General features: G+C 73.7%; 15 protein-coding genes and 1 tRNA gene. 9 read left to right on the top strand and 7 right to left on the bottom strand.

The annotated features are described in order from the left end of the window. From ACIQLL_RS11920 to ACIQLL_RS11910, 3 genes are all read right to left on the bottom strand, one after another. Entirely contained in the window at positions 1–1434 is a 1434-nt protein-coding gene (locus ACIQLL_RS11920) for an ATP-binding protein (protein WP_402467448.1), read from the bottom strand. Between the two features lie 131 nt (positions 1435–1565). Further along, entirely contained in the window at positions 1566–2501 is a 936-nt protein-coding gene (locus ACIQLL_RS11915; RefSeq protein WP_402467154.1) for an aldo/keto reductase, read from the bottom strand. A gap of 28 nt (positions 2502–2529) precedes the next feature. Further along, a complete protein-coding gene (locus tag ACIQLL_RS11910; protein ID WP_402467151.1) occupies positions 2530–3390 on the bottom strand; it encodes an aldo/keto reductase in 861 nt (286 codons plus the stop codon). Between the two features lie 103 nt (positions 3391–3493). On the opposite strand from ACIQLL_RS11910, the gene ACIQLL_RS11905 reads away from it, so the two are divergent. Further along, the gene (locus ACIQLL_RS11905; RefSeq protein WP_402467148.1) at positions 3494–4387 is read left to right on the top strand and encodes a LysR family transcriptional regulator; all 894 of its coding nucleotides are present in this window, start codon (positions 3494–3496) and stop codon (positions 4385–4387) included. 7 nt (positions 4388–4394) lie between these two features. On the opposite strand, the gene ACIQLL_RS11900 is transcribed toward ACIQLL_RS11905, so the two are convergent. The 4 genes from ACIQLL_RS11900 to ACIQLL_RS11885 all read right to left on the bottom strand — a co-directional run bounded on the left by ACIQLL_RS11900 (position 4395) and on the right by ACIQLL_RS11885 (position 7958). Beyond that, entirely contained in the window at positions 4395–5669 is a 1275-nt protein-coding gene (locus ACIQLL_RS11900) for an MFS transporter (protein ID WP_402467146.1), read from the bottom strand. Next, the gene (locus ACIQLL_RS11895; protein WP_402467143.1) at positions 5662–6165 is read right to left on the bottom strand and encodes a MarR family winged helix-turn-helix transcriptional regulator; all 504 of its coding nucleotides are present in this window, start codon (positions 6163–6165) and stop codon (positions 5662–5664) included. Before ACIQLL_RS11895 ends, ACIQLL_RS11900 begins: the two co-directional genes overlap by 8 nt. Positions 6166–6306: 141 nt before the next feature. Further along, positions 6307–7209, bottom strand: coding sequence for a DUF559 domain-containing protein (locus ACIQLL_RS11890; protein WP_402467141.1), 903 nt, complete (start codon positions 7207–7209; stop codon positions 6307–6309). 152 nt (positions 7210–7361) lie between these two features. Further along, positions 7362–7958 carry a TetR/AcrR family transcriptional regulator gene (locus ACIQLL_RS11885; RefSeq protein ID WP_402467445.1) on the bottom strand — a complete coding sequence of 199 codons (597 nt, stop codon included), beginning with the start codon at positions 7956–7958 and terminating at the stop codon, positions 7362–7364. Positions 7959–8169: 211 nt separating this feature from the next. Here ACIQLL_RS11885 and ACIQLL_RS11880 point away from each other — a divergent pair. The 8 genes from ACIQLL_RS11880 (at position 8170) to ACIQLL_RS11845 (ending at position 17383) form a co-directional block, all read left to right on the top strand. After that, positions 8170–8241 (top strand) — tRNA-Gln (locus ACIQLL_RS11880). Positions 8242–8277: 36 nt separating this feature from the next. Beyond that, positions 8278–9993, top strand: coding sequence for a bifunctional UDP-N-acetylglucosamine diphosphorylase/glucosamine-1-phosphate N-acetyltransferase GlmU (gene glmU / locus ACIQLL_RS11875; RefSeq protein WP_402467139.1), 1716 nt, complete (start codon positions 8278–8280; stop codon positions 9991–9993). A 43-nt stretch (positions 9994–10036) separates the two neighbouring features. Further along, complete coding sequence (locus tag ACIQLL_RS11870) at positions 10037–11020, top strand: ribose-phosphate diphosphokinase (protein ID WP_402467136.1); 984 nt, start codon at positions 10037–10039, stop codon at positions 11018–11020. A 434-nt stretch (positions 11021–11454) separates the two neighbouring features. Next, positions 11455–12066, top strand: a complete 612-nt coding sequence (locus ACIQLL_RS11865; protein ID WP_402467133.1) for a 50S ribosomal protein L25/general stress protein Ctc — start codon at positions 11455–11457, stop codon at positions 12064–12066. Between the two features lie 109 nt (positions 12067–12175). Beyond that, on the top strand, positions 12176–12778 hold the full coding sequence (gene pth, locus ACIQLL_RS11860; protein WP_402467131.1) for an aminoacyl-tRNA hydrolase: 603 nt from the start codon (positions 12176–12178) through the stop codon (positions 12776–12778). A 44-nt stretch (positions 12779–12822) separates the two neighbouring features. Beyond that, complete coding sequence (locus ACIQLL_RS11855; RefSeq protein ID WP_402467129.1) at positions 12823–14067, top strand: glycosyltransferase family 4 protein; 1245 nt, start codon at positions 12823–12825, stop codon at positions 14065–14067. Between the two features lie 156 nt (positions 14068–14223). Continuing rightward, positions 14224–15423, top strand: coding sequence for a glycosyltransferase (locus tag ACIQLL_RS11850; RefSeq protein ID WP_402467126.1), 1200 nt, complete (start codon positions 14224–14226; stop codon positions 15421–15423). Further along, a complete protein-coding gene (locus tag ACIQLL_RS11845; RefSeq protein ID WP_402467123.1) occupies positions 15410–17383 on the top strand; it encodes a polysaccharide biosynthesis tyrosine autokinase in 1974 nt (657 codons plus the stop codon). Before ACIQLL_RS11850 ends, ACIQLL_RS11845 begins: the two co-directional genes overlap by 14 nt. The last annotated feature ends 2 nt before the right edge of the window (positions 17384–17385 follow it).

The raw sequence follows: 17385 nt of genomic DNA, 5'->3' as shown, positions 1-17385 counted from the left end.
CTACCGCCAGGCGGCCACCAGGTCCTCGGGTCCCCAGGTGGCCGCCAGCGGCAGCCCGTCGCTGAAGCCCGATCGGGACACCCCGACCAGGGGTACGCCCTCGTCCGCACCGGGGACGGCGACGGCTGCGCGGGCCAGAGCGTCGTACTCGCGCCGGTCGAAGGGTCGGGTGTCGTGCCACTTCACCGAGCCGACGAACTCGACGGACCGCGCGACGGGCTCACGATCGGCGCCGACCAGGTCGACCTCGGGGTTGTTCTGACGGTTCCACCATCCGCCGACGGCAGCAGCGGTGGGCCAGGAGTTGTCGGGGAGCAGCCGTTCCAGCGACGCGCGAACCAGCGGCTCGACGGCGCGACCGCGCCAGGACGTCCACGACCGCTCGATGTGCTCGAGCGCGCGTTCGCCGTGGCCGCGTTCGGCGAGGGGCAGGGCTCGACGGATGAAGGCGAGCCAGAACCGCAGATAGGTGTCGGCGATGCGGTACCGCTTGTTCTTGCTGTCGGCCCGTGTCGACAGGGGGCTGTCCGCAGCGAGCACGCTCCTGCTCAACAGTGAGGTGAGGAGGGGTCCGAGCGTGCCGGACTTCAGGGGGCCGTCGTTGCCGGCTGCCGCGGCGATCGTGCTGAAGGTGCGCTCACCCGAGCCGACGGCGTCGAGGACCGCGCGCGCTGCGGTCGGTTCGGGAAACTCGCCGAGCAGGGAGAGCTCACCGGAGACGAGCAGCGGGGAGAGCGGGTCGGTCAGGGACTCGTGGAGGAAGGCGCGCAGCGGTGTACCCGGCTGCCACGACTGGACGACCTCCGGGAACCCGCCGGTGACGAGGTAGGCGTCGATGGCAGCGGCGGCATCGAGCCCTGTGGCGTCCTGGACGTCGGCGACATGCAGCGGCTCGATGTGCATCGGCCGTGCACGCCCGAAGAAGGGGCGGCCGTGCTGTTGCAGGGCGGTCATCACGGACAGGTCGCTGCCGACGAGGATCAGCAGCACCGGTTTGTGCGAAAGGTGCTGGTCCCACACCGTCTGCAGTGCGCCCTCGAGCTCGGGATCCTGTTCGGTCAGCCAGGGAAGCTCGTCGATGACGACGATGGCGGGGCGGTCGTCCGGCAGCGCGATCGCGAGGGAGCGGAGCGCCTGGTTCCAGTCGGAGGCGGTGAGTCCGGCGACGAGGTCCGAGCCGGGCAGACCGGCCTGGGACACCGTGTCGAGGAAGTCTCGGCGTTCGGCGCTGGTGCTGCGGCGCCGTGTCGCCTGGAAGACGACGGACGGGACGTCCGCGCGGTCGCACAGCTCCTGCACGAGCCGTGACTTGCCCACCCGTCGCCGACCGCTGACCATCAGCGCGCGGCCGGACGTCGTGCCTGCACCCGTGTGGACGTCCTCGAGTTGCCGTCGGAGCAGGCGAAGGTCTGCGGACCTGCCGTGGAACGCCATCGTCGCCTCCATGAATGTTAGATGTCATCTAAGTTAGATCGCATCTGACATTCGGTCAACGGTGTCCGTGAGGCCTCCGCGCGACGGCGGCCGGTCCGGGACCGCACCCCGGCCGGCCGCCGTCGTCCCTGCTACGGCACGGTGTAGCCCGCCGCGCGGAACAGCTCGTACCACTCGGCGCGGGTCAGGGGGACGTCGGACCCCTGTGCCGCACCGGCGACCCGCTCGGGCGTCGTCGTGCCGAGGACCACCTGCATCCCGGCCGGGTGGCGGGTGATCCACGCGGTCGCGATCGCGATGGCGGGCACGTCGTACTTCGCCGCCAGCCGGTCGATGACGGCGTTGAGCTCCGGGTAGTCCTCCGAGCCGAGGAACACCCCGGTGAAGAACCCGGCCTGGAACGGCGACCACGCCTGCACGGTGATGTCGTGCAGACGGCAGTAGTCGAGCAGCCCGCCGCCGTCACGCACCACCGACTGGTCCAGCCCGGCCATGTTCGCCGCCACGCCCTGCGCCACGAGGGGCGCGTGCGTGATCGAGAGCTGGACCTGGTTCGCCACGATCGGCTGCCGCACGGACTTCTTCAGCAGCTCGATCTGCCCCGGCGTGTGGTTCGAGACGCCGAACGCGCGCACCTTGCCCGTCGACTCCAGGTGGTCGAACGCCCGCGCCACCTCGTCGGGCTCCACCAACGCGTCGGGGCGGTGCAGCAGCAGGACGTCGAGGTAGTCGGTGCCCAGCGCCTCCAGTGAACCCTCGACCGAGGACACGAGGTGGTCGTACGAGTAGTCGAAGTACGGGCCGTCGGGCACGATGCCGGCCTTGGACTGGATGGTCAGCTCCGCGCGCTGCGAGGGCGTGAGCTGCATCGCCTCGGCGAACCGGCGCTCGCAGCCGTGCAGGTCCCCGCCGTAGACGTCGGCGTGGTCCACGAAGTCGATGCCTGCGTCGCGGGCGGTCCGTACCAGGGTGCGCACGGCGTCGTCGTCCATCTGCGCGATGCGCATCAGGCCGAGCACGACGTTCGGCACCTGGTGACCGGTGGTGCCCAGGGGGACGGTCCTCATGGTGATCCTCCTCGATCGGTGGGGGTGGTCAGCGGGCCGAGAGCTCGGCGAGCTCGTCGGCGGTGAGGGTCAGGTCGGCGGCGCGGGCCGAGTCCTGGGTGCTGGCCGGCCGCGACGCGCCGGGGATGGGCACGACGACGGGGGCGAGCGCGAGCTCCCAGGCGAGCGTGACCTGCTGCGGGCTCACGCCGTGACGCTCGGCCACGCGGCCGAACGCGGCGTGCGCGGAACCGACGTCGGCGGCCTTGGCGATGCCGCCGAGCGGCGACCAGGGCAGGAACGCGATCCCCAGGGAGGCGCAGTGCTCCAGCTCGTCCAGGCTGGAGCGGAACGCCGGGGAGAACTGGTTCTGCACGGAGGCCAGCCGCCCGCCGAGCACCTCGTTCGCCTCGTCGATCTGGGCGACGTCGGCGTTGGAGATGCCGGCCTGCACGATGACGCCCTCGTCGAGCAGCTCGACCAGCGCGCCGATCGAGTCGGCGTACGGCACGGCGGGGTCGGGCCGGTGGAACTGGTAGAGGCCGATCGCCTCGACGCCGAGCCGCTGGGCCGAGGCCTTGGCGGCCGCCTTGAGGTGCTCCGGGTGGCCGTCCTGGGTCCACGACCCGTCGCCGGGGCGCAGGTGCCCGCCCTTGGTGGCGACGAGCACCTCGGAGGCGTCGCCGCCCCAGCTGCGCAGGGCGCGGGCGATCAGCTCCTCGTTGTGGCCGACCTCGCCGGCGTCGCGGTGGTAGGCGTCGGCGGTGTCGATCAGGGTGACGCCGGCGTCGAGCGCGGCGTGGATGGTCGCGACGGACCGGGACTCGTCGGGGCGTCCTTCGATGGACATCGGCATGCCGCCGAGTCCGATCGCGCTGACGGTCCGGGTGCCGATGGTGCGTTGCTGCACGGTTCTCCCTCGGGTCGACGACGGGGTGCACTCGACGATAGGAAGGAGGATGGTGAGAAGTCCAACCACTGAGACCGATAAGATTAAGAAGCGGGAGTGATCGATGGAGCTGCGGCAGATGGAGTACGTGGTCGCGGTGGCCGACGAGGGCCACTTCACGCGGGCGGCCGCCCTGTGCGGGGTGAGCCAGTCCGGCCTGTCCGCCGCGATCCGGTCCCTGGAGAACGAGCTGGGCGCGCCGCTCTTCCTGCGCACCACCCGCCGGGTCGGTCTCACCGACGCCGGACGCGCGCTCGTCCCGTTCGCCCGCCGCATGCTCGCGCAGGCCTCGGCCGGCCGGGACGCCGTGGTGCGGGCCAGCCAGCAGCTCTCCGGGCGGCTCCGCGTGGGCTCCGAGCAGTGCCTCGGCGTCCTCGACGTCGGACCGCTGCTGGAGCGCTTCCAGCTCCGCTACCCGCTCGTGGACATCCAGTTCGTCCAGGCCGGCTCGCACGAGCTCGCGGCCCAGCTGCGAGCGGGCGTCCTCGACGTCGCCTTCGTCGCCACGACGGAGCACCTGGGCAGCCTGCGCCGTCTCGAGCTGGGGCGGCGCCCCGTGGTGGTGCTCGCCCATCCCACCGACGCCCTGGCCGGTGTGCCGGAGGCCGTGTGGGAGGACCTCGCGAGCCGCGACTTCGTCGACTTCCGCGAGCCCTGGGGGATCCGGGCGCTCGTGGACGGCGCGTTCGCCGAGAGGCACCTGGACCGCCGGGTCCGCATGAGCGTGGACGACGTCCACACCCTGCTGGACTTCGTCCAGCGTGGCCTGGGGATCGCGATCGTGCCGCAGCACGTCGCGGCCAAGCCCCAGGCGGCCGGGCTCGCGGTGCTGGAGCTGCCGGCCGCGGGGCGCCCGGAGTGGGTGGTCTCCGCGGTCTCGTCCGCCGGCGCCGAGCCCACCGCCGGTCGGCTGCTGGACCTGCTGGGCGAGGCGAACCTCGAGGTCGCCCGGACGTGAGGACGGCTCAGCGCACGTAGGTGGGGCGGGCGGCGACCCACAGCGCCGCCGTCATCAGGGTGAGCACGCCCAGCACCACCACCAGCGGCACGGTCCAGCCGCCGGTGGCCTCGTGGACGGCACCCAGCACGGTCGGTGCGGTGGCCGCGCAGGCGTACCCGGCGCCCTGCACGACGGCGGAGGCGCGGCGGGCGGCGGCGACGGACGGTGCGCGCTGGGCCACCAGGGTGAAGATCACCGTGAAGTTGCCGCCCTGCGCGACGCCCGACAGCGTGACCCACAGCCACCAGGCCTCCGGCGCCAGGAGCAGCCCGACCGGCAGCGAGAGCCACAGTGCCGACATCGCCGCCGCCACGGCACGCGGGGGCAGGCGGTTCGCGAGCCCGAGGGGCACCAGGAGCGCACCGGCCACGGCCGCGAGCTGGAAGGGTGCCGCCGCTCCTCCCGCCGCCGCGTGATCGAGGCCCAGCCGGTCGGCCAGGATCGTCGGCAGCCAGGCCGTCACGGCGTAATACCCGGACGCCTGCCCCGCGAACGCCACGGTGAGCAGCACCACCAGCCGTCGCTGCGCCCCCGCTGCGGCCGCCGAGGGAGCGGGGGCGGGCGACGACGGCGCCCCGGCGTGCCGGCGGGCCAGGCGCCGGCCGGTGGGGACCCACACGACCAGCGCGAGCACCGCCAGCACGCCCCAGCCGGCCAAAGCCCACTGCCACCCGAACGCGACGGCCAACGGCACGGTGAGCACGGTCGTGAAGGTCGAGCCGACGTTCATGGTGGCGGCGTACGCCCCGGTCACGGACGCGGCACGACGTCGGAAGTCCCGGGCGATGACGACGGGGACGGCGACGTTGCCGACCGTGATCGCCACACCCAGCACGGTGGTCCCCACGAGCGCTGTCGCGACCGAGCCCGTGGAGCGCAGCACGGTCCCGGCGAGCACCCCGCACAGGGCGAGGCCCAGTGCTCGCTCGGGGCCGAGCCGCGCCGTCACCCCCGAGGCGACCGGCGTGAAGAGCGCGAAGCACAGGACGGGGATCGAGGTGAGCAGCCCGGCGCCCGCCGACGACAACCCGAGCGCCGAGGCCACCTCGTCCACGACGGGCGGCAGGGAGGTGATCGGTGCGCGGAGGTTGAGGGCCACCAGGAGCAGCGCCACGAGCGCGAGCCCCCCGGCCGCCGCACCCGCGCCGCCCGGGCGGGCACCGGCGTCGTCCCCGGACCCCGACCGGCCGCGCTCCGAGCCATGCGCGGCCCCGGACGCGCCGTCGGACTCGCTACGCATCGAACTGTGCGCCGAGGGTGCGCAGCAGCGCCGCCAGCCTAGGGCGCTCGGCGGCCGGCAGGGCGTCCAGGACGGAGGCCTCGACGTCGAGCAGGTCGCTCATCGCCGCGTCGACGCGGGACCGTCCTGCGGAGGTGAGCTCGACCAGGACGCCGCGGCGGTCGTCGGGGGAGCGGTGCCTCTCCACCAGCCCGCGGCGCTCGAGCCGGTCGATGCGGTTGGTCATCGTGCCGCTGGTGACCAGGGTCTGCGCGACGAGGCGGCCGGGGGAGAGCCGGTACGGGTCGCCGGCGCGGCGTAGGGCCGACAGGACGTCGAACTCCCACGTCTCGAGCTCGTGGCGGTCGAACGCGCCGCGCCGGGCGCGGTCCAGGTGCCGTGCGAGCCGGCTGACGCGGGAGAAGACGGTCAGCGGTTCCACGTCGAGGTCGGGGCGCTCGCGCTGCCAGGCGGTGACGATGCGGTCGACCTCGTCACCGGTGTGCGTGCTCTCCATCCCCCGAGCCTAACGCGGTCTCTCGACGTCAAGACTCTTGACGCCCCATGACGCGCTGTGGGTGGACGACGCGCCGCGTCGCCGTCCGAAGCAGCGGCGCGTCGTCCACCCACAGCGATCGGGGGGGCCGGGAGGGAGGGCTCAGCGGCGGGACAGGGCGACGCCGACGCGCGCGACGACGCGGCCGAGGTCCCGCAGGTCGTCACCGACGACGACGATCACGATCCAGCCGAGCTCCTCGAGCCGGCGCCGGGCACGGACGTCCTCGCGCCACTGGGCCCGGTCGGTGCGGTGCTGGTCGCCGTCGTACTCGATCGCGACCCGTTCTGCGCGATAGACGAGGTCGACACGTTTGACGTACCGACCCTCCGGATCGGTGACGACCTGGTTGACCTGCGGGCACGGCAGCCCGCCGGCCACCAGGCCGAGCCGCGTCACTGTCTCCGGGGAGGAGTCGGTACCGGGCCGCATGCGCGGGATCTGGGCGCGCACCTGGGCGATCCCCTTCACCTTGCGGGTGCGTCGGGACAGATCGGTCAGCCCGGCCACGGTGGTGAACGAGCGCCGACGGCGCATCATCGCGTCACCGAGGACGACGACGTCGTCGGGGCGGCGCAGACCCACGCCGACGTGCACGAACGTCTGTGCCGCGGTGGTGACGAGCAGCCCGCCGTGCTCGACGACCTCCAGGGACGCCTGCCGTGAGCGGTGCGCGACCACGCCGTCGTACCGGGGCCGGTCCTGCTGCCTGGTCGTGACCACGTGGAGGGCGTCGTCGTCCTCCAGCGTCCAGGGGCGTTCGATGCCGAGCAGGTCGAGCGCCGTGGTGTGCGAGAACGCGACGCCGGGACCGAGCCGTGCGGCGAGGGCTCGGCACGTCGCGGCCAGGTCCTGCGGCGGCTCGACCGACCGGACCCCTCGGAACGGCGTGGCCAGCCGTGCCGAGCGGAGCCGATGGCGGGGGACGCCGTGCCGGACGGCGTCGGCCACGCGGAAGGGTCGGTCGCGGGGGATGCGGGGGTCGAGCTGTTCCGGTCGGGGCATGGGTCGACGCTGCCGGTGCGCCCCGCGGCGGTGGGAGGGGCGGCCGACGGGCCTGTGGACGATCGCGTCACCCCCCCGCGCTGTGGGTGGACGACACGCCGCGCCGGTGTGGGCGACGACGGCGCGTCGTGCACCCACAGCGAGGGAGGGGGTCAGGGGCCGAGGAGTCCCGGTCGGCGCTCCATGCCGGCCAGGCCGTTCCACGCGAGGTTGACCAGGTGGGCGGCCACGTCCGCCTTCTTGGGGCGGCGCGCGTCGAGCCAGTACTGGCCGGTCAGCGCGACCATCCCGACGAGCATCTGCGCGTACAGCGGGGCGACCTTCGGGTCCAGGCCGTTGCGCCTGAACTCGTCCGCGAGGATGTGCTCGACCTGCGTGGCGACGTCCCCGATGAGCGAGGAGAACGTGCCCGTCGCCTGCGCCACGGGGGAGTCGCGCACCAGGATCCGGAACCCGTCCTCGGACGCCTCGATGTAGCCCAGCAGTGCCAGCGCCGTGCGCTCCACCATGACCTTCGGGTGCCCGCCCTCGGACAGCGCCCCCGTCAGCGCGCCCGTGAGCGCCTGCACCTCGCGGTCGACGATGACGGCGTAGATGCCCTCCTTGCCCCCGAAGTGCTCGTAGACCACCGGCTTGGACACCTCCGCCGTCGCGGCGATCTCCTCCACGCTGGTGCCCTCGAACCCCTTGGCCGCGAACAGGCCCCGGCTCACGGCCAGCAGCTGCTCGCGGCGCTGGCTCGCGGTCATCCGGGCACGCGGGGCACGCTTGGACGCGCTGGGATCGGCAGGCATGGGTCCATCATGCCTGGTCCGTGTGGCACGCCCCACGCCGCCCGGGGGTCCGGTTCGCCCGGATGTGCGCAGCCCACCCCCGGCGACCTGGCAGACTGAGGCCAGACGTGCGGCAGCCGGCTCGTGCGCGCCCCCGCGCAGGTGCGTCCGGCCGCCCGCCGTCCGGTCCGCCTTGGTGTAATCGGCAGCACATGGGTTTTTGGTGCCCTTGGTCCAGGTTCGAGTCCTGGGGGCGGAGCTCGCGCGAGACGACCCCGACAGAGACGGAGCACCGGTGGTTCCCACGGACCCGCACGGCGAGACGAACGCAGCCCACGGCCCGACGCCCGGCCCGGACGACACCCCGCGGCCGGCCGCCGTCGTCGTCCTCGCCGCCGGGCAGGGCACCCGCATGCGGTCCACGACGCCGAAGGTCCTGCACGCCCTCGGCGGACGCACGATGCTGGGTCACGCCATGGTCGCGGCCCGCGAGCTCGAGCCCGAGCACCTCGCTGTCGTCGTCCGGCACGAGCGCGAGCAGGTCGCCGCCGCGGCGCTCGGCATCGACGCGGGAGCGTTCGTCGTCGACCAGGACGAGGTCCCCGGTACCGGTCGCGCCGTCCAGTGCGCGCTCGACGCCCTCGACGCCCGCGTGCACGCCACGCGCGCGGCCGCCCTGGCGCACAGCGACACGGTGCACGACGACCACCTCGAGGGGCAGGGTCATCCGCTCGGCGACGGGGTCGACGGCGCCGTCGTCGTCCTGGCGGGGGACATCCCGCTGCTCGACGGCGCGGCGCTGGCCGAGCTGCTCGCCGCGCACCACGCCGACGGCAACGCCGTGACGATCCTGTCCACGGAGCTCGCCGACGCCACCGGCTACGGCCGCATCGTGCGCGAGCCCGGCACGGGCGACGTCCTCGCGATCGTCGAGCACGGCGACGCCACGCCCGAGCAGCGCGAGATCCGCGAGATCAACTCCTCGGTCTACGTCTTCGACGCCGCGGTGCTGCGCCGCGGTCTGGGCGGTCTGGGCAGCGACAACGCCCAGGGCGAGGTCTACCTCACCGACGTCGTCGCCTCCGCGCGGGCCGAGGGCGGCGCGGTGCGGGCCGTGCTCAGCGACGACCCGATGCTCGTCGAGGGCGTCAACGACCGGCTCGCGCTGGCCGCCCTGGGCGCCGAGATGAACCGCCGCACGCTCGAGGCCTGGATGCGTGACGGGGTGACCGTCGTCGACCCGGGCACCACGTGGGTGGACGCCGACGTCGAGCTCGCCCCGGACGTGACGCTGCTGCCCGGCACGCAGCTGCACGGCGCCACGACGGTCGCCGCGGGCGCGACGATCGGCCCGGACACGACCCTGACCGACGTCGAGGTCGGCGAGGGCGCGACCGTGGTGCGCACCCACGGCTCCCTCTCGGTGATCGGCGCGGGGGCGAGCGTCGGACCGTTCGCCTACCTGCGCCCGAACACCGTCCTCGGGGCGAAGGGCAAGATCGGCACGTTCGTCGAGACCAAGAACTCGGACATCGGCGAGGGTGCCAAGGTGCCCCACCTGTCCTACGTGGGCGACGCGACGATCGGCGAGCACACGAACGTCGGTGCGGCCTCCGTGACGGTCAACTACGACGGCGTCGCCAAGCACCGCACCGTCATCGGCGCGCACGCGCGCACCGGCGCCGACAACATGTTCGTCGCACCCGTCACCGTCGGCGACGGCGCCTACACGGCCGCCGGAAGCATCGTGACCAAGGACGTGCCCGCCGGTGCGCTGGGGGTGAGCCGTGCCCAGCAGAAGAACATCGACGGCTGGGTGGAGCGCCGTCGTCCCGGCACGCCCGCCGCCGACGCCGCCGCGCGCTCCCGCGAGTCCGTCGAGGGCGCGCCCGGGCTGGCCCCGCAGGCGAAGCGTGAGCTCGCCGAGCACAATGCCCTCACGGGGGCCGTGCCGGTGGTCCCTCCGCCCGGCGACGACGCCGGCACCACCGAGTCCTCCACGTCCGCCTGACGCCGCCCGAACCCCGCAGCACGACCGAAGGAAGCCCCCACAGATGAACACCTCGATCCCTGGCACCGGTGAGCGCAACCTCGTCCTGGCGGCGGGGCGCGCCCACCCCGCGCTCGCCGAGGACGTCGCCGAGGAGCTGGGCATCGGCCTGCTGCCGACGTCCGCCTACGACTTCGCCAACAGCGAGACATACGTCCGCTTCGGCGAGTCGGTGCGCGGGGCGGACATCTTCCTGCTGCAGAGCCACACCGCCCCGGTGAACCAGTGGCTCATGGAGCACCTGCTCATGGTGGACGCCGCCAAGCGGGCCTCGGCGCGGTCGGTGACCGTCGTCGCGCCGTTCTACGCGTACGCGCGCCAGGACAAGAAGTCCCGCGGGCGCGAGCCGATCTCGGCCCGCCTCGTGGCGGACCTGCTGCGCACCGCGGGCGCGGACCGGATCATGAGCGTGGACCTGCACACCGCGCAGATCCAGGGGTTCTTCGACGGCCCGGTCGACCACCTGTGGGCGATGCCCGTGCTGACCGACTACGTGCGCACCCGGGTGGACACCACGAACGTGACCGTCGTGTCCCCGGACGCCGGCCGCATCCGCGTGGCCGAGCAGTGGGCGGCGAAGCTGGGCGGCGGGCCGCTGGCGTTCGTGCACAAGACCCGGGACGTGACGCGCCCCAACCGCGCCGTGGCCAACCGGGTCGTCGGGGACGTCGAGGGCCGCGAGTGCGTGCTGGTCGACGACCTCATCGACACCGGCGGCACGATCTCCGAGGCCGCCAAGGTGGTCATGGACGCCGGTGCGAAGTCCGTCATCGTCGCCGCGACCCACGGGGTGCTCTCCGACCCGGCCGCCCAGCGGCTCTCGGAGTCCGGGGCCACGGAGGTCGTCGTCACCGACACCCTGCCGATCACCGCCGACAAGCGGTTCGACGACCTCACCGTGCTCTCGATCGCGCCGCTCATCGCGCGGGCGATCCGCGAGGTGTTCGACGACGGCTCGGTGACGTCGCTGTTCGACGGCAACAGCTGAGGGTTCTCGGCTCGCGAGGTACGACGGCGGTCGCCCGGTCGGGGCGGCCGCCGTCGTCGCGTCCGTGGCACCGGGGTGAACGGCTCGCGGGCGACCGGCCCGGGTGAGGGGCCGCGGTGTGACGCGCACCGCGGACCGCCGCTTTCGCTCCACGTCGGGTGCCGGGTACAGTAGTCAGGTTGCCTCGGCGAGGGACGTCTGACGGGCGCCGGTCTGCAGGACCGATCGAACGCAGAGCAGGATCCGTCGGATTTCCGTGATCGACTGGGCGGCTGCGGGTGTCGCGCGTGAGCGCAGACCCTGCGGCGTCCGCGATCGCGTCCGTCACGTGTCCCACGCCGACGCAGCCGCCGCCCGCACCTCACCGGTCGCGGGCAGCCGACGGCTCCCTCTGGTCGTCGGCACGCCACAGACCATCCGCAGGAGTGATCCACATGGCCGAGATCAAGCTCGCCTCCGAGACCCGCACCGAGTTCGGCAAGGGTGCCGCCCGCCGCATCCGTCGCGCGAACAACATCCCCGCCGTGCTCTACGGCCACGGCACCGACCCGGTGCACATCACGCTGCCGGGCCACGAGACGATGCTCGCGGTGCGTCACACCAACGCGCTGCTCGAGCTCACCTTCGACAACGGCACCGAGCTCGCCGTCGTCAAGGACGTCCAGCGCCACCCGGTCCGTGCCGACATCGAGCACATCGACCTGCTGCTGGTGAAGAAGGGCGAGAAGATCACCGTGGACATCACGGTGCACGTCGTCGGCGAGTCCGCCCCCGGCACGATCCACCTGGTCGAGTCGCAGACGCTGTCCGTCGAGACCCTCGCCACGAGCATCCCCGAGTACGTCGAGGTCTCCATCGAGGGCCGCGAGAACGGCGACCACATCGTCGCGGGCGACGTCGAGCTCCCCCAGGGCGTCGAGCTGCTGACCGACCCGGAGTACACCGTCGTCACCATCACCGAGCCGCGCGGCGAGGAGTCGGCCGACGAGGAGTCCGCCGAGTCCGCCGCTGCGGCCTCCGCCGAGAGCGAGTCCTCCGCCGAGTGACTCTCGCCCCGGCGAGCAGATGACGACCCGAACGCCCGACGGCGGCCGTGTGCCGCCGTCGGGCGTTCTGCGTGCCGGGTAGGTTCTACCCGGCGGAAGGAAGACACCCATGGCTGACACCCCCTGGCTCGTCGTCGGGCTCGGCAACCCCGGACCGAAGTACGCGGGCAACCGGCACAACGTCGGCCACATGGTGCTCGACCTGCTGGCCTCGCGCGTCGGCGCGAGGTTCGCACGCCACCCCCGTGCCCAGGCCGCCGTCGCCGAGGCGCGTCTCGGCACGCTCCCCGGCGGGGCCCCGGGCCCGCGGGCGGTGCTCGCCAAGCCCGGCACGTACATGAACACCTCCGGCGGGCCGGTCTCGGCCCTGGCGAAGTACTACGGCATCGACGCCGACCACGTGCTCGTGGTGCACGACGAGGTCGACATCCCCTTCGACACCCTCAAGCTCAAGACCGGCGGAGGAGAGGGCGGCCACAACGGGCTGCGCGACATCTCCAAGGCGCTCGGTACCCGTGACTACGTCCGCGTCCGCGTCGGCGTCGGACGGCCGCCCGGGCGCACCGACACCGCCGACCACGTGCTCCGCGACTTCTCGGCCACGGAGCGCAAGGACCTGCCGATGCTCGTGGACGACGCCGCGGACGCCGTCGAGATGGTCGTGACCGAGGGGCTGCTGGCCGCGCAGGGGAAGTTCCACCCGCGGGGATGACGGGTGCCCTGCCCGGGCGACCGCCCGCGTGAAATGATGGGGGCGTGACGCACACCCCGGCACGCGCTCCTGCGACCGGCGTGACCCGCGTCGTCGTGCTCGACCACACGGGAGCGCTGGGAGGCGCGGAGCTCGCGCTGGTGCGGGTCTGCGAACACCTGCCGCGCACGGTCGAGATCCGCGTCGTCCTCTTCTCCGACGGCCCGCTGCGAGGCCTGCTCGAGAAGGCCGGCGTCACCGTCGACGTCGTCGCTCTGGACGACGACGTCGTGACGACGGACCGGACCCGCGTCGGGCGCCTCTCGCTGCGGACGCTCCGCGGCGCGGTGCGCCTCGTACCCTTCAGCTGGCGCCTGGCGCGGCACGTCCGGAGCCTGCGGGCCGACGTCGTCCACACGACCTCCTTGAAAGCCGACGTCCTCGGCATCGTTCCCGCCGCGGTCGCGCGGCGACCGCTCGTCTGGCACGTCCACGACCGGATCGCGCCGGACTACCTGCCCGGGCCGGTCGCCCGCGCCTTCCGTGGGCTGTCGCGGGTCGCGCCGGACGCCGTCGTCGTCAACTCGCGGGCGACGGCCGGCACCCTTCCGCGCGTGACACGGGTCGTCCACCCGGGGTTCGCACCGGAACAGCGCAGCGACGCCGCGCACCACCCCCGGTCGCCGCGCGAGATCGCCCTGATCGGCCGCATCAGCCCCACCAAGGGCCAGCTCGAAGCCGTCCGCGCGCTGCCCGCCGTGCTGGCCGTCGCACCCGACGCGCAGCTGCGACTGGTCGGCGAACCGGCCTTCGGGGCCGAGGACTACGCGGAGTCGGTGCACGCGGAGGTCCGGCGGCTCGGGCTCGGGAGCAGCGTGACGTTCGTCGGGTTCGTCCCGGACACGCGAGCCGAGCTCGACCGCGCCTCGGTGTGCTTGCACGCGTCCCCGGTGCCCGAGCCGTTCGGCCAGGTGGTGGTGGAGGCGATGGTCCGTGGCGTCCCGGTGGTGGCGACCCGGGCCGGTGGGGTCGAGGAGATCATGCAGGATCCCGAGGTGGACGGGCCGCTCGGCGTCCTGGTGGACCCGGGTGATCCCGCGGCCCTCGCCGCGGGGCTGTGCCAGGTGCTCGCCGCGCCGCAGGAGGCTCGTGCCGACGCTGCCCGGGCGCGGGAGTCGGCCCTGAGGCGCTTCCCCGTCGCGCGCACGGTCGAGGGGCTCACGGAGGTCTGGGATCAGGTGTCGCGCCGTCGGGCCGGGTCGCGATCCCGGCGCGGCCGTCCCGCGCGGCCGGCGGGCTCTCGGCGCTGATCGCGAGGCTCTGAGGCGTCGGCCACGTCCGCCCCCGCGCGCGCCGCGGATCCCGGGGTGAATTCACCCCGGTCCTGCGCGTGCCGACCGAATTCACCCACGGCCGGGACCGGTGGGGGCCGTCGCCGTTCCTATGCTCGAGGAAGGAGGTGGTCCATGACCGTCCAGGTCGCCCTCGCCCACGACTACGCCACCCAGCGCGGCGGGGCCGAGCGTGTCGCGCTGGCGATGACCCGCGCCTTCCCGGAGGCGCCCCTCCACACCACGCTCTACGACCCGGCCGGGACGTTCCCCGAGTTCGCCGACGTCGACCTGCGCACCTCCCGCCTCGATCGCTGGGGCGTGCTGCGTCGGCACCACCGCCTCGCCCTGCCCTTGCTCCCTGGTGCCGTCGATGCCCAGGCGGTCGAGGGCGACGTCCTGGTCGCGAGCTCCACGGGCTGGGCGCACGGCTATCGCGGGGCGCGGCGGACGGTCGTCTACTGCCACGCCCCGGCGCGCTGGCTCTACCAGCGGGACCGCTACCTGTCCGGTCAGGAGGCCAGCGGTCTGCTCGACCGGGGGCGGACCGCCCTGGCGGGCGCGGCGCTGGGGATGCTGACGCCGCGGCTGCGTCGCTGGGACGCGGCGGCCGCGGCCCGTGCCGATGTCTACCTCGCGAACTCCACGGTGACGCGGGACGCCGTCCGCGCGGCCTACGGCATCGAGGCGGAGATCCTCCCGCCGCCCCCGGCGATGATGCCCGCCGGCGAGGAGCGGGCGGTGCCCGGCCTGGAGCCCGGGTTCCTGCTCTGCGTGGCGCGCCTGCTGCCCTACAAGAACGTCGACGTCCTGATCCGGGCTGCGAGCCTGCTCGGCGGGCCGCGGCTCGTCGTCGTCGGTGACGGGCCCGACCGTGCACGGCTCGAACGGATCGCCACCGGTGCCCCGGTCACGTTCACCGGGAGGGTCGAGGACGACGAGCTGCGCTGGCTCTACCGCAGCTGCGGAGCCCTGGTCGCCGCCTCGTACGAGGACTTCGGACTCTCGCCGCTCGAGGCCGGAGCGTTCGGCCGGCCGTCGGTCGTGCTCGGCGCCGGCGGCTACCTGGACACCGTGGTCGACGGCGTGACGGGCCGCCACGTCCCGGTCCCGGAGCCCGGGGCCTTCGCCGAGGCGGCCGACGAGGTCCTGCGGGCCGACTGGTCCCCGGCCGTCCTGACCGAGCACGTGGCCTCGTTCTCGGAGGAACGCTTCGCCGACCGGTTGCGCGGGATCGTGCGGTCCGTCGTGGCGACGGTAGGCTCGGAGCCACGCGGACGGGTCGCGGGCCCACGCGCCGACGAGGAAGAGGTGTCCACCGGTGACCGTGCGTGATTTCCTGCAGGTCGTCTGGGCGGGCAAGTACTACGTCCTCGTCGCCGTGCTGCTCGTGGTGGCCGGCGCCTGGCTCTACCTCGACCGGCTGCAGACGGTCTACGAGTCCTCGGCCGTGGTCCAGATCAACTCGGCCGACTCGATCACCGGCGACACGGCCGTCGCCGCCCTGGGGAGCATCGATCCGTTGGTGGTGACCTCTGACCCGGTGGCGCGGGCCGCTGCCGACGAGCTCGGGTACCCGGGTTCGCCGGACGACCTGACGAACGCGGTGAACGCGGAGTACGACGCGAACGCCCAGACGGTCACGATCATCGCGGACGCCGCCTCTCCCGGGGGAGCCGAGGAGATCGCCGACGCGTTCGCCTCGGCATACGTCGGCTACCTCCCGACGGTCCGGGACGATCAGATCGCCGCGCTCGACGAGAGGCGCGACGCGCTCCGCAGCCAGCTCGAGGAGGTTCAGGGGCAGCTCCGTGTGAACAAGAACGACCCCCTCGCGAACGCCGAGCAGGAGTCCATCGTGGCGCAGTACCAGGCGGTCTCGGCGCAGCGCAGCACGCTGCAGTCGATCGTCGAGCCGGGCTCGGTGCTGACGACGGCCACGCCGGCCGTCGCCCTGGGTCTGTCCCCGGCGAGCGTGCTGGCGCTCGCGGCGATCCTCGGCCTGGTCGCGGGTGTCGGGCTCGCGTTCGCACGCCGGGGTCTGGACTTCCACGTCCGCTCCGCCGACGAGGCCGCCGCGGTGAGCGAGGTGAACGTGCTGGCCGAGCTGTACGGGGTCAGGGAGGCTGCCAAGCAGGCCGGCGGGACGTCGCAGCTCCCGATCACCAGCCGCGCGGCATCGCCCTTCACCGAGTCGATCCGTGAGCTGCGCACCGCCGTGCGCGTCTCGCTCGGAGGTCGCGAGCACAGCGTGATCATGGTGACGGCGGCCGACCCCGCGGCACCGCGCGCCTTCATCGTCGCGAACCTGGCGGCGTCGTGGGCCCTGTCCGGGCAGCGGACGATCGTCTTCTCCGCGGACCTGCGCCGTCCGCAGCTCGACGAGTGGCTGCCCGCCCCGGAGGGCTGGTCCGGTGATGCCACCGCGCTGCGCCCGACGACGGTCCCGAACCTGGAGCTGCAGCCCGTCCCGGACGTGCACATGGACCCGGCCGACTTCCTCGCCACGGCCGAGGTGCGTGGGCTCGTGGACGGGCTGCGCGAACGGGCCGAGGTCATCGTCATCGACGCACCTCCCGTGCTCGCCGCGGCCGACGCGACGATCCTCGGCGGGTACGCGGACGGAGCCGTCGTCCTGGCCTCGGCGGGCCGCACGGACCGCGTGGTGCTGGCCGAGGCCGTCCAGCGCCTGCGCATCAACGACGTGGCGATCTCCGGCCTCGCGCTGTCCGGGGTCAAGGGCGACCGCCGCACCCAGTACGCATCGGTCTACGGCGACGGGGAGTCCCGCCCGGCCGCCGGACCGGACGTGGCGCCGGCATCTGCCGCTTCGGCACCGTCGGCCGCCTCGGCCGGATCCGCGTCGTCCGCCGCGGTGGCGCCGCACCTGTCCGCGAGCTCGGGCTCGTCCTCCTCACCCGAGGCGGCCGAGTCCGCCGACTCGACGACGTCGGCCGCCTCCGCATCGGTGTCGTCGGCCGCCGTGCCGGAGCCCCGCGCCGACGGGACGAAGGGCCCCGGCTCCGCGCCCGACAGCTCCGCCTCCGACGCCTCGACGGCCGACGCCTCGACGGCCGACGCCGCCGCGGGGCGTGCCGCGGTGTCCGTGCCGGTCGCCCTGCGGAGCCCGGCGTCGGCGTCGTCGGCGCCCGCTCCGGCAGTCATCCCACCGACCGGCGAGGTCACGCCCGACCCCCGTGACCGCAGCCGCAGACCTGCGGAGAACCGCCACGCGGCACGCAGGCCAAGTCCGGTCTGGCAGCCCGTGCGGAGGTCCCGGGACGCCGAGGACTGACG

Origin of the sequence: Isoptericola aurantiacus, from assembly GCF_044769875.1 — a bacterium.
In the GTDB taxonomy this organism is placed as follows: Bacteria; Actinomycetota; Actinomycetes; order Actinomycetales; family Cellulomonadaceae; genus Isoptericola; species Isoptericola aurantiacus.
This window is presented reverse-complemented; position numbering and strand designations above follow the sequence as displayed.

Excerpts from the sequence above, each read along its gene's own strand:
- ACIQLL_RS11870 (WP_402467136.1), top strand. The coding sequence starts at position 10,037 with ATGAACACCTCGATCCCTGGCACCGGTGAGCGCAACCTCGTCCTGGCG.
- ACIQLL_RS11865 (WP_402467133.1), top strand. The coding sequence starts at position 11,455 with ATGGCCGAGATCAAGCTCGCCTCCGAGACCCGCACCGAGTTCGGCAAG.
- ACIQLL_RS11915 (WP_402467154.1), bottom strand. The coding sequence starts at position 2,501 with ATGAGGACCGTCCCCCTGGGCACCACCGGTCACCAGGTGCCGAACGTC.
- ACIQLL_RS11890 (WP_402467141.1), bottom strand. The coding sequence starts at position 7,209 with ATGCCCCGACCGGAACAGCTCGACCCCCGCATCCCCCGCGACCGACCC.
- pth (WP_402467131.1), top strand. The coding sequence starts at position 12,176 with ATGGCTGACACCCCCTGGCTCGTCGTCGGGCTCGGCAACCCCGGACCG.
- ACIQLL_RS11850 (WP_402467126.1), top strand. The coding sequence starts at position 14,224 with ATGACCGTCCAGGTCGCCCTCGCCCACGACTACGCCACCCAGCGCGGC.
- ACIQLL_RS11920 (WP_402467448.1), bottom strand. The coding sequence starts at position 1,434 with ATGGCGTTCCACGGCAGGTCCGCAGACCTTCGCCTGCTCCGACGGCAA.
- ACIQLL_RS11885 (WP_402467445.1), bottom strand. The coding sequence starts at position 7,958 with ATGACCGCGAGCCAGCGCCGCGAGCAGCTGCTGGCCGTGAGCCGGGGC.
- ACIQLL_RS11900 (WP_402467146.1), bottom strand. The coding sequence starts at position 5,669 with ATGCGTAGCGAGTCCGACGGCGCGTCCGGGGCCGCGCATGGCTCGGAG.
- ACIQLL_RS11895 (WP_402467143.1), bottom strand. The coding sequence starts at position 6,165 with ATGGAGAGCACGCACACCGGTGACGAGGTCGACCGCATCGTCACCGCC.
- ACIQLL_RS11905 (WP_402467148.1), top strand. The coding sequence starts at position 3,494 with ATGGAGCTGCGGCAGATGGAGTACGTGGTCGCGGTGGCCGACGAGGGC.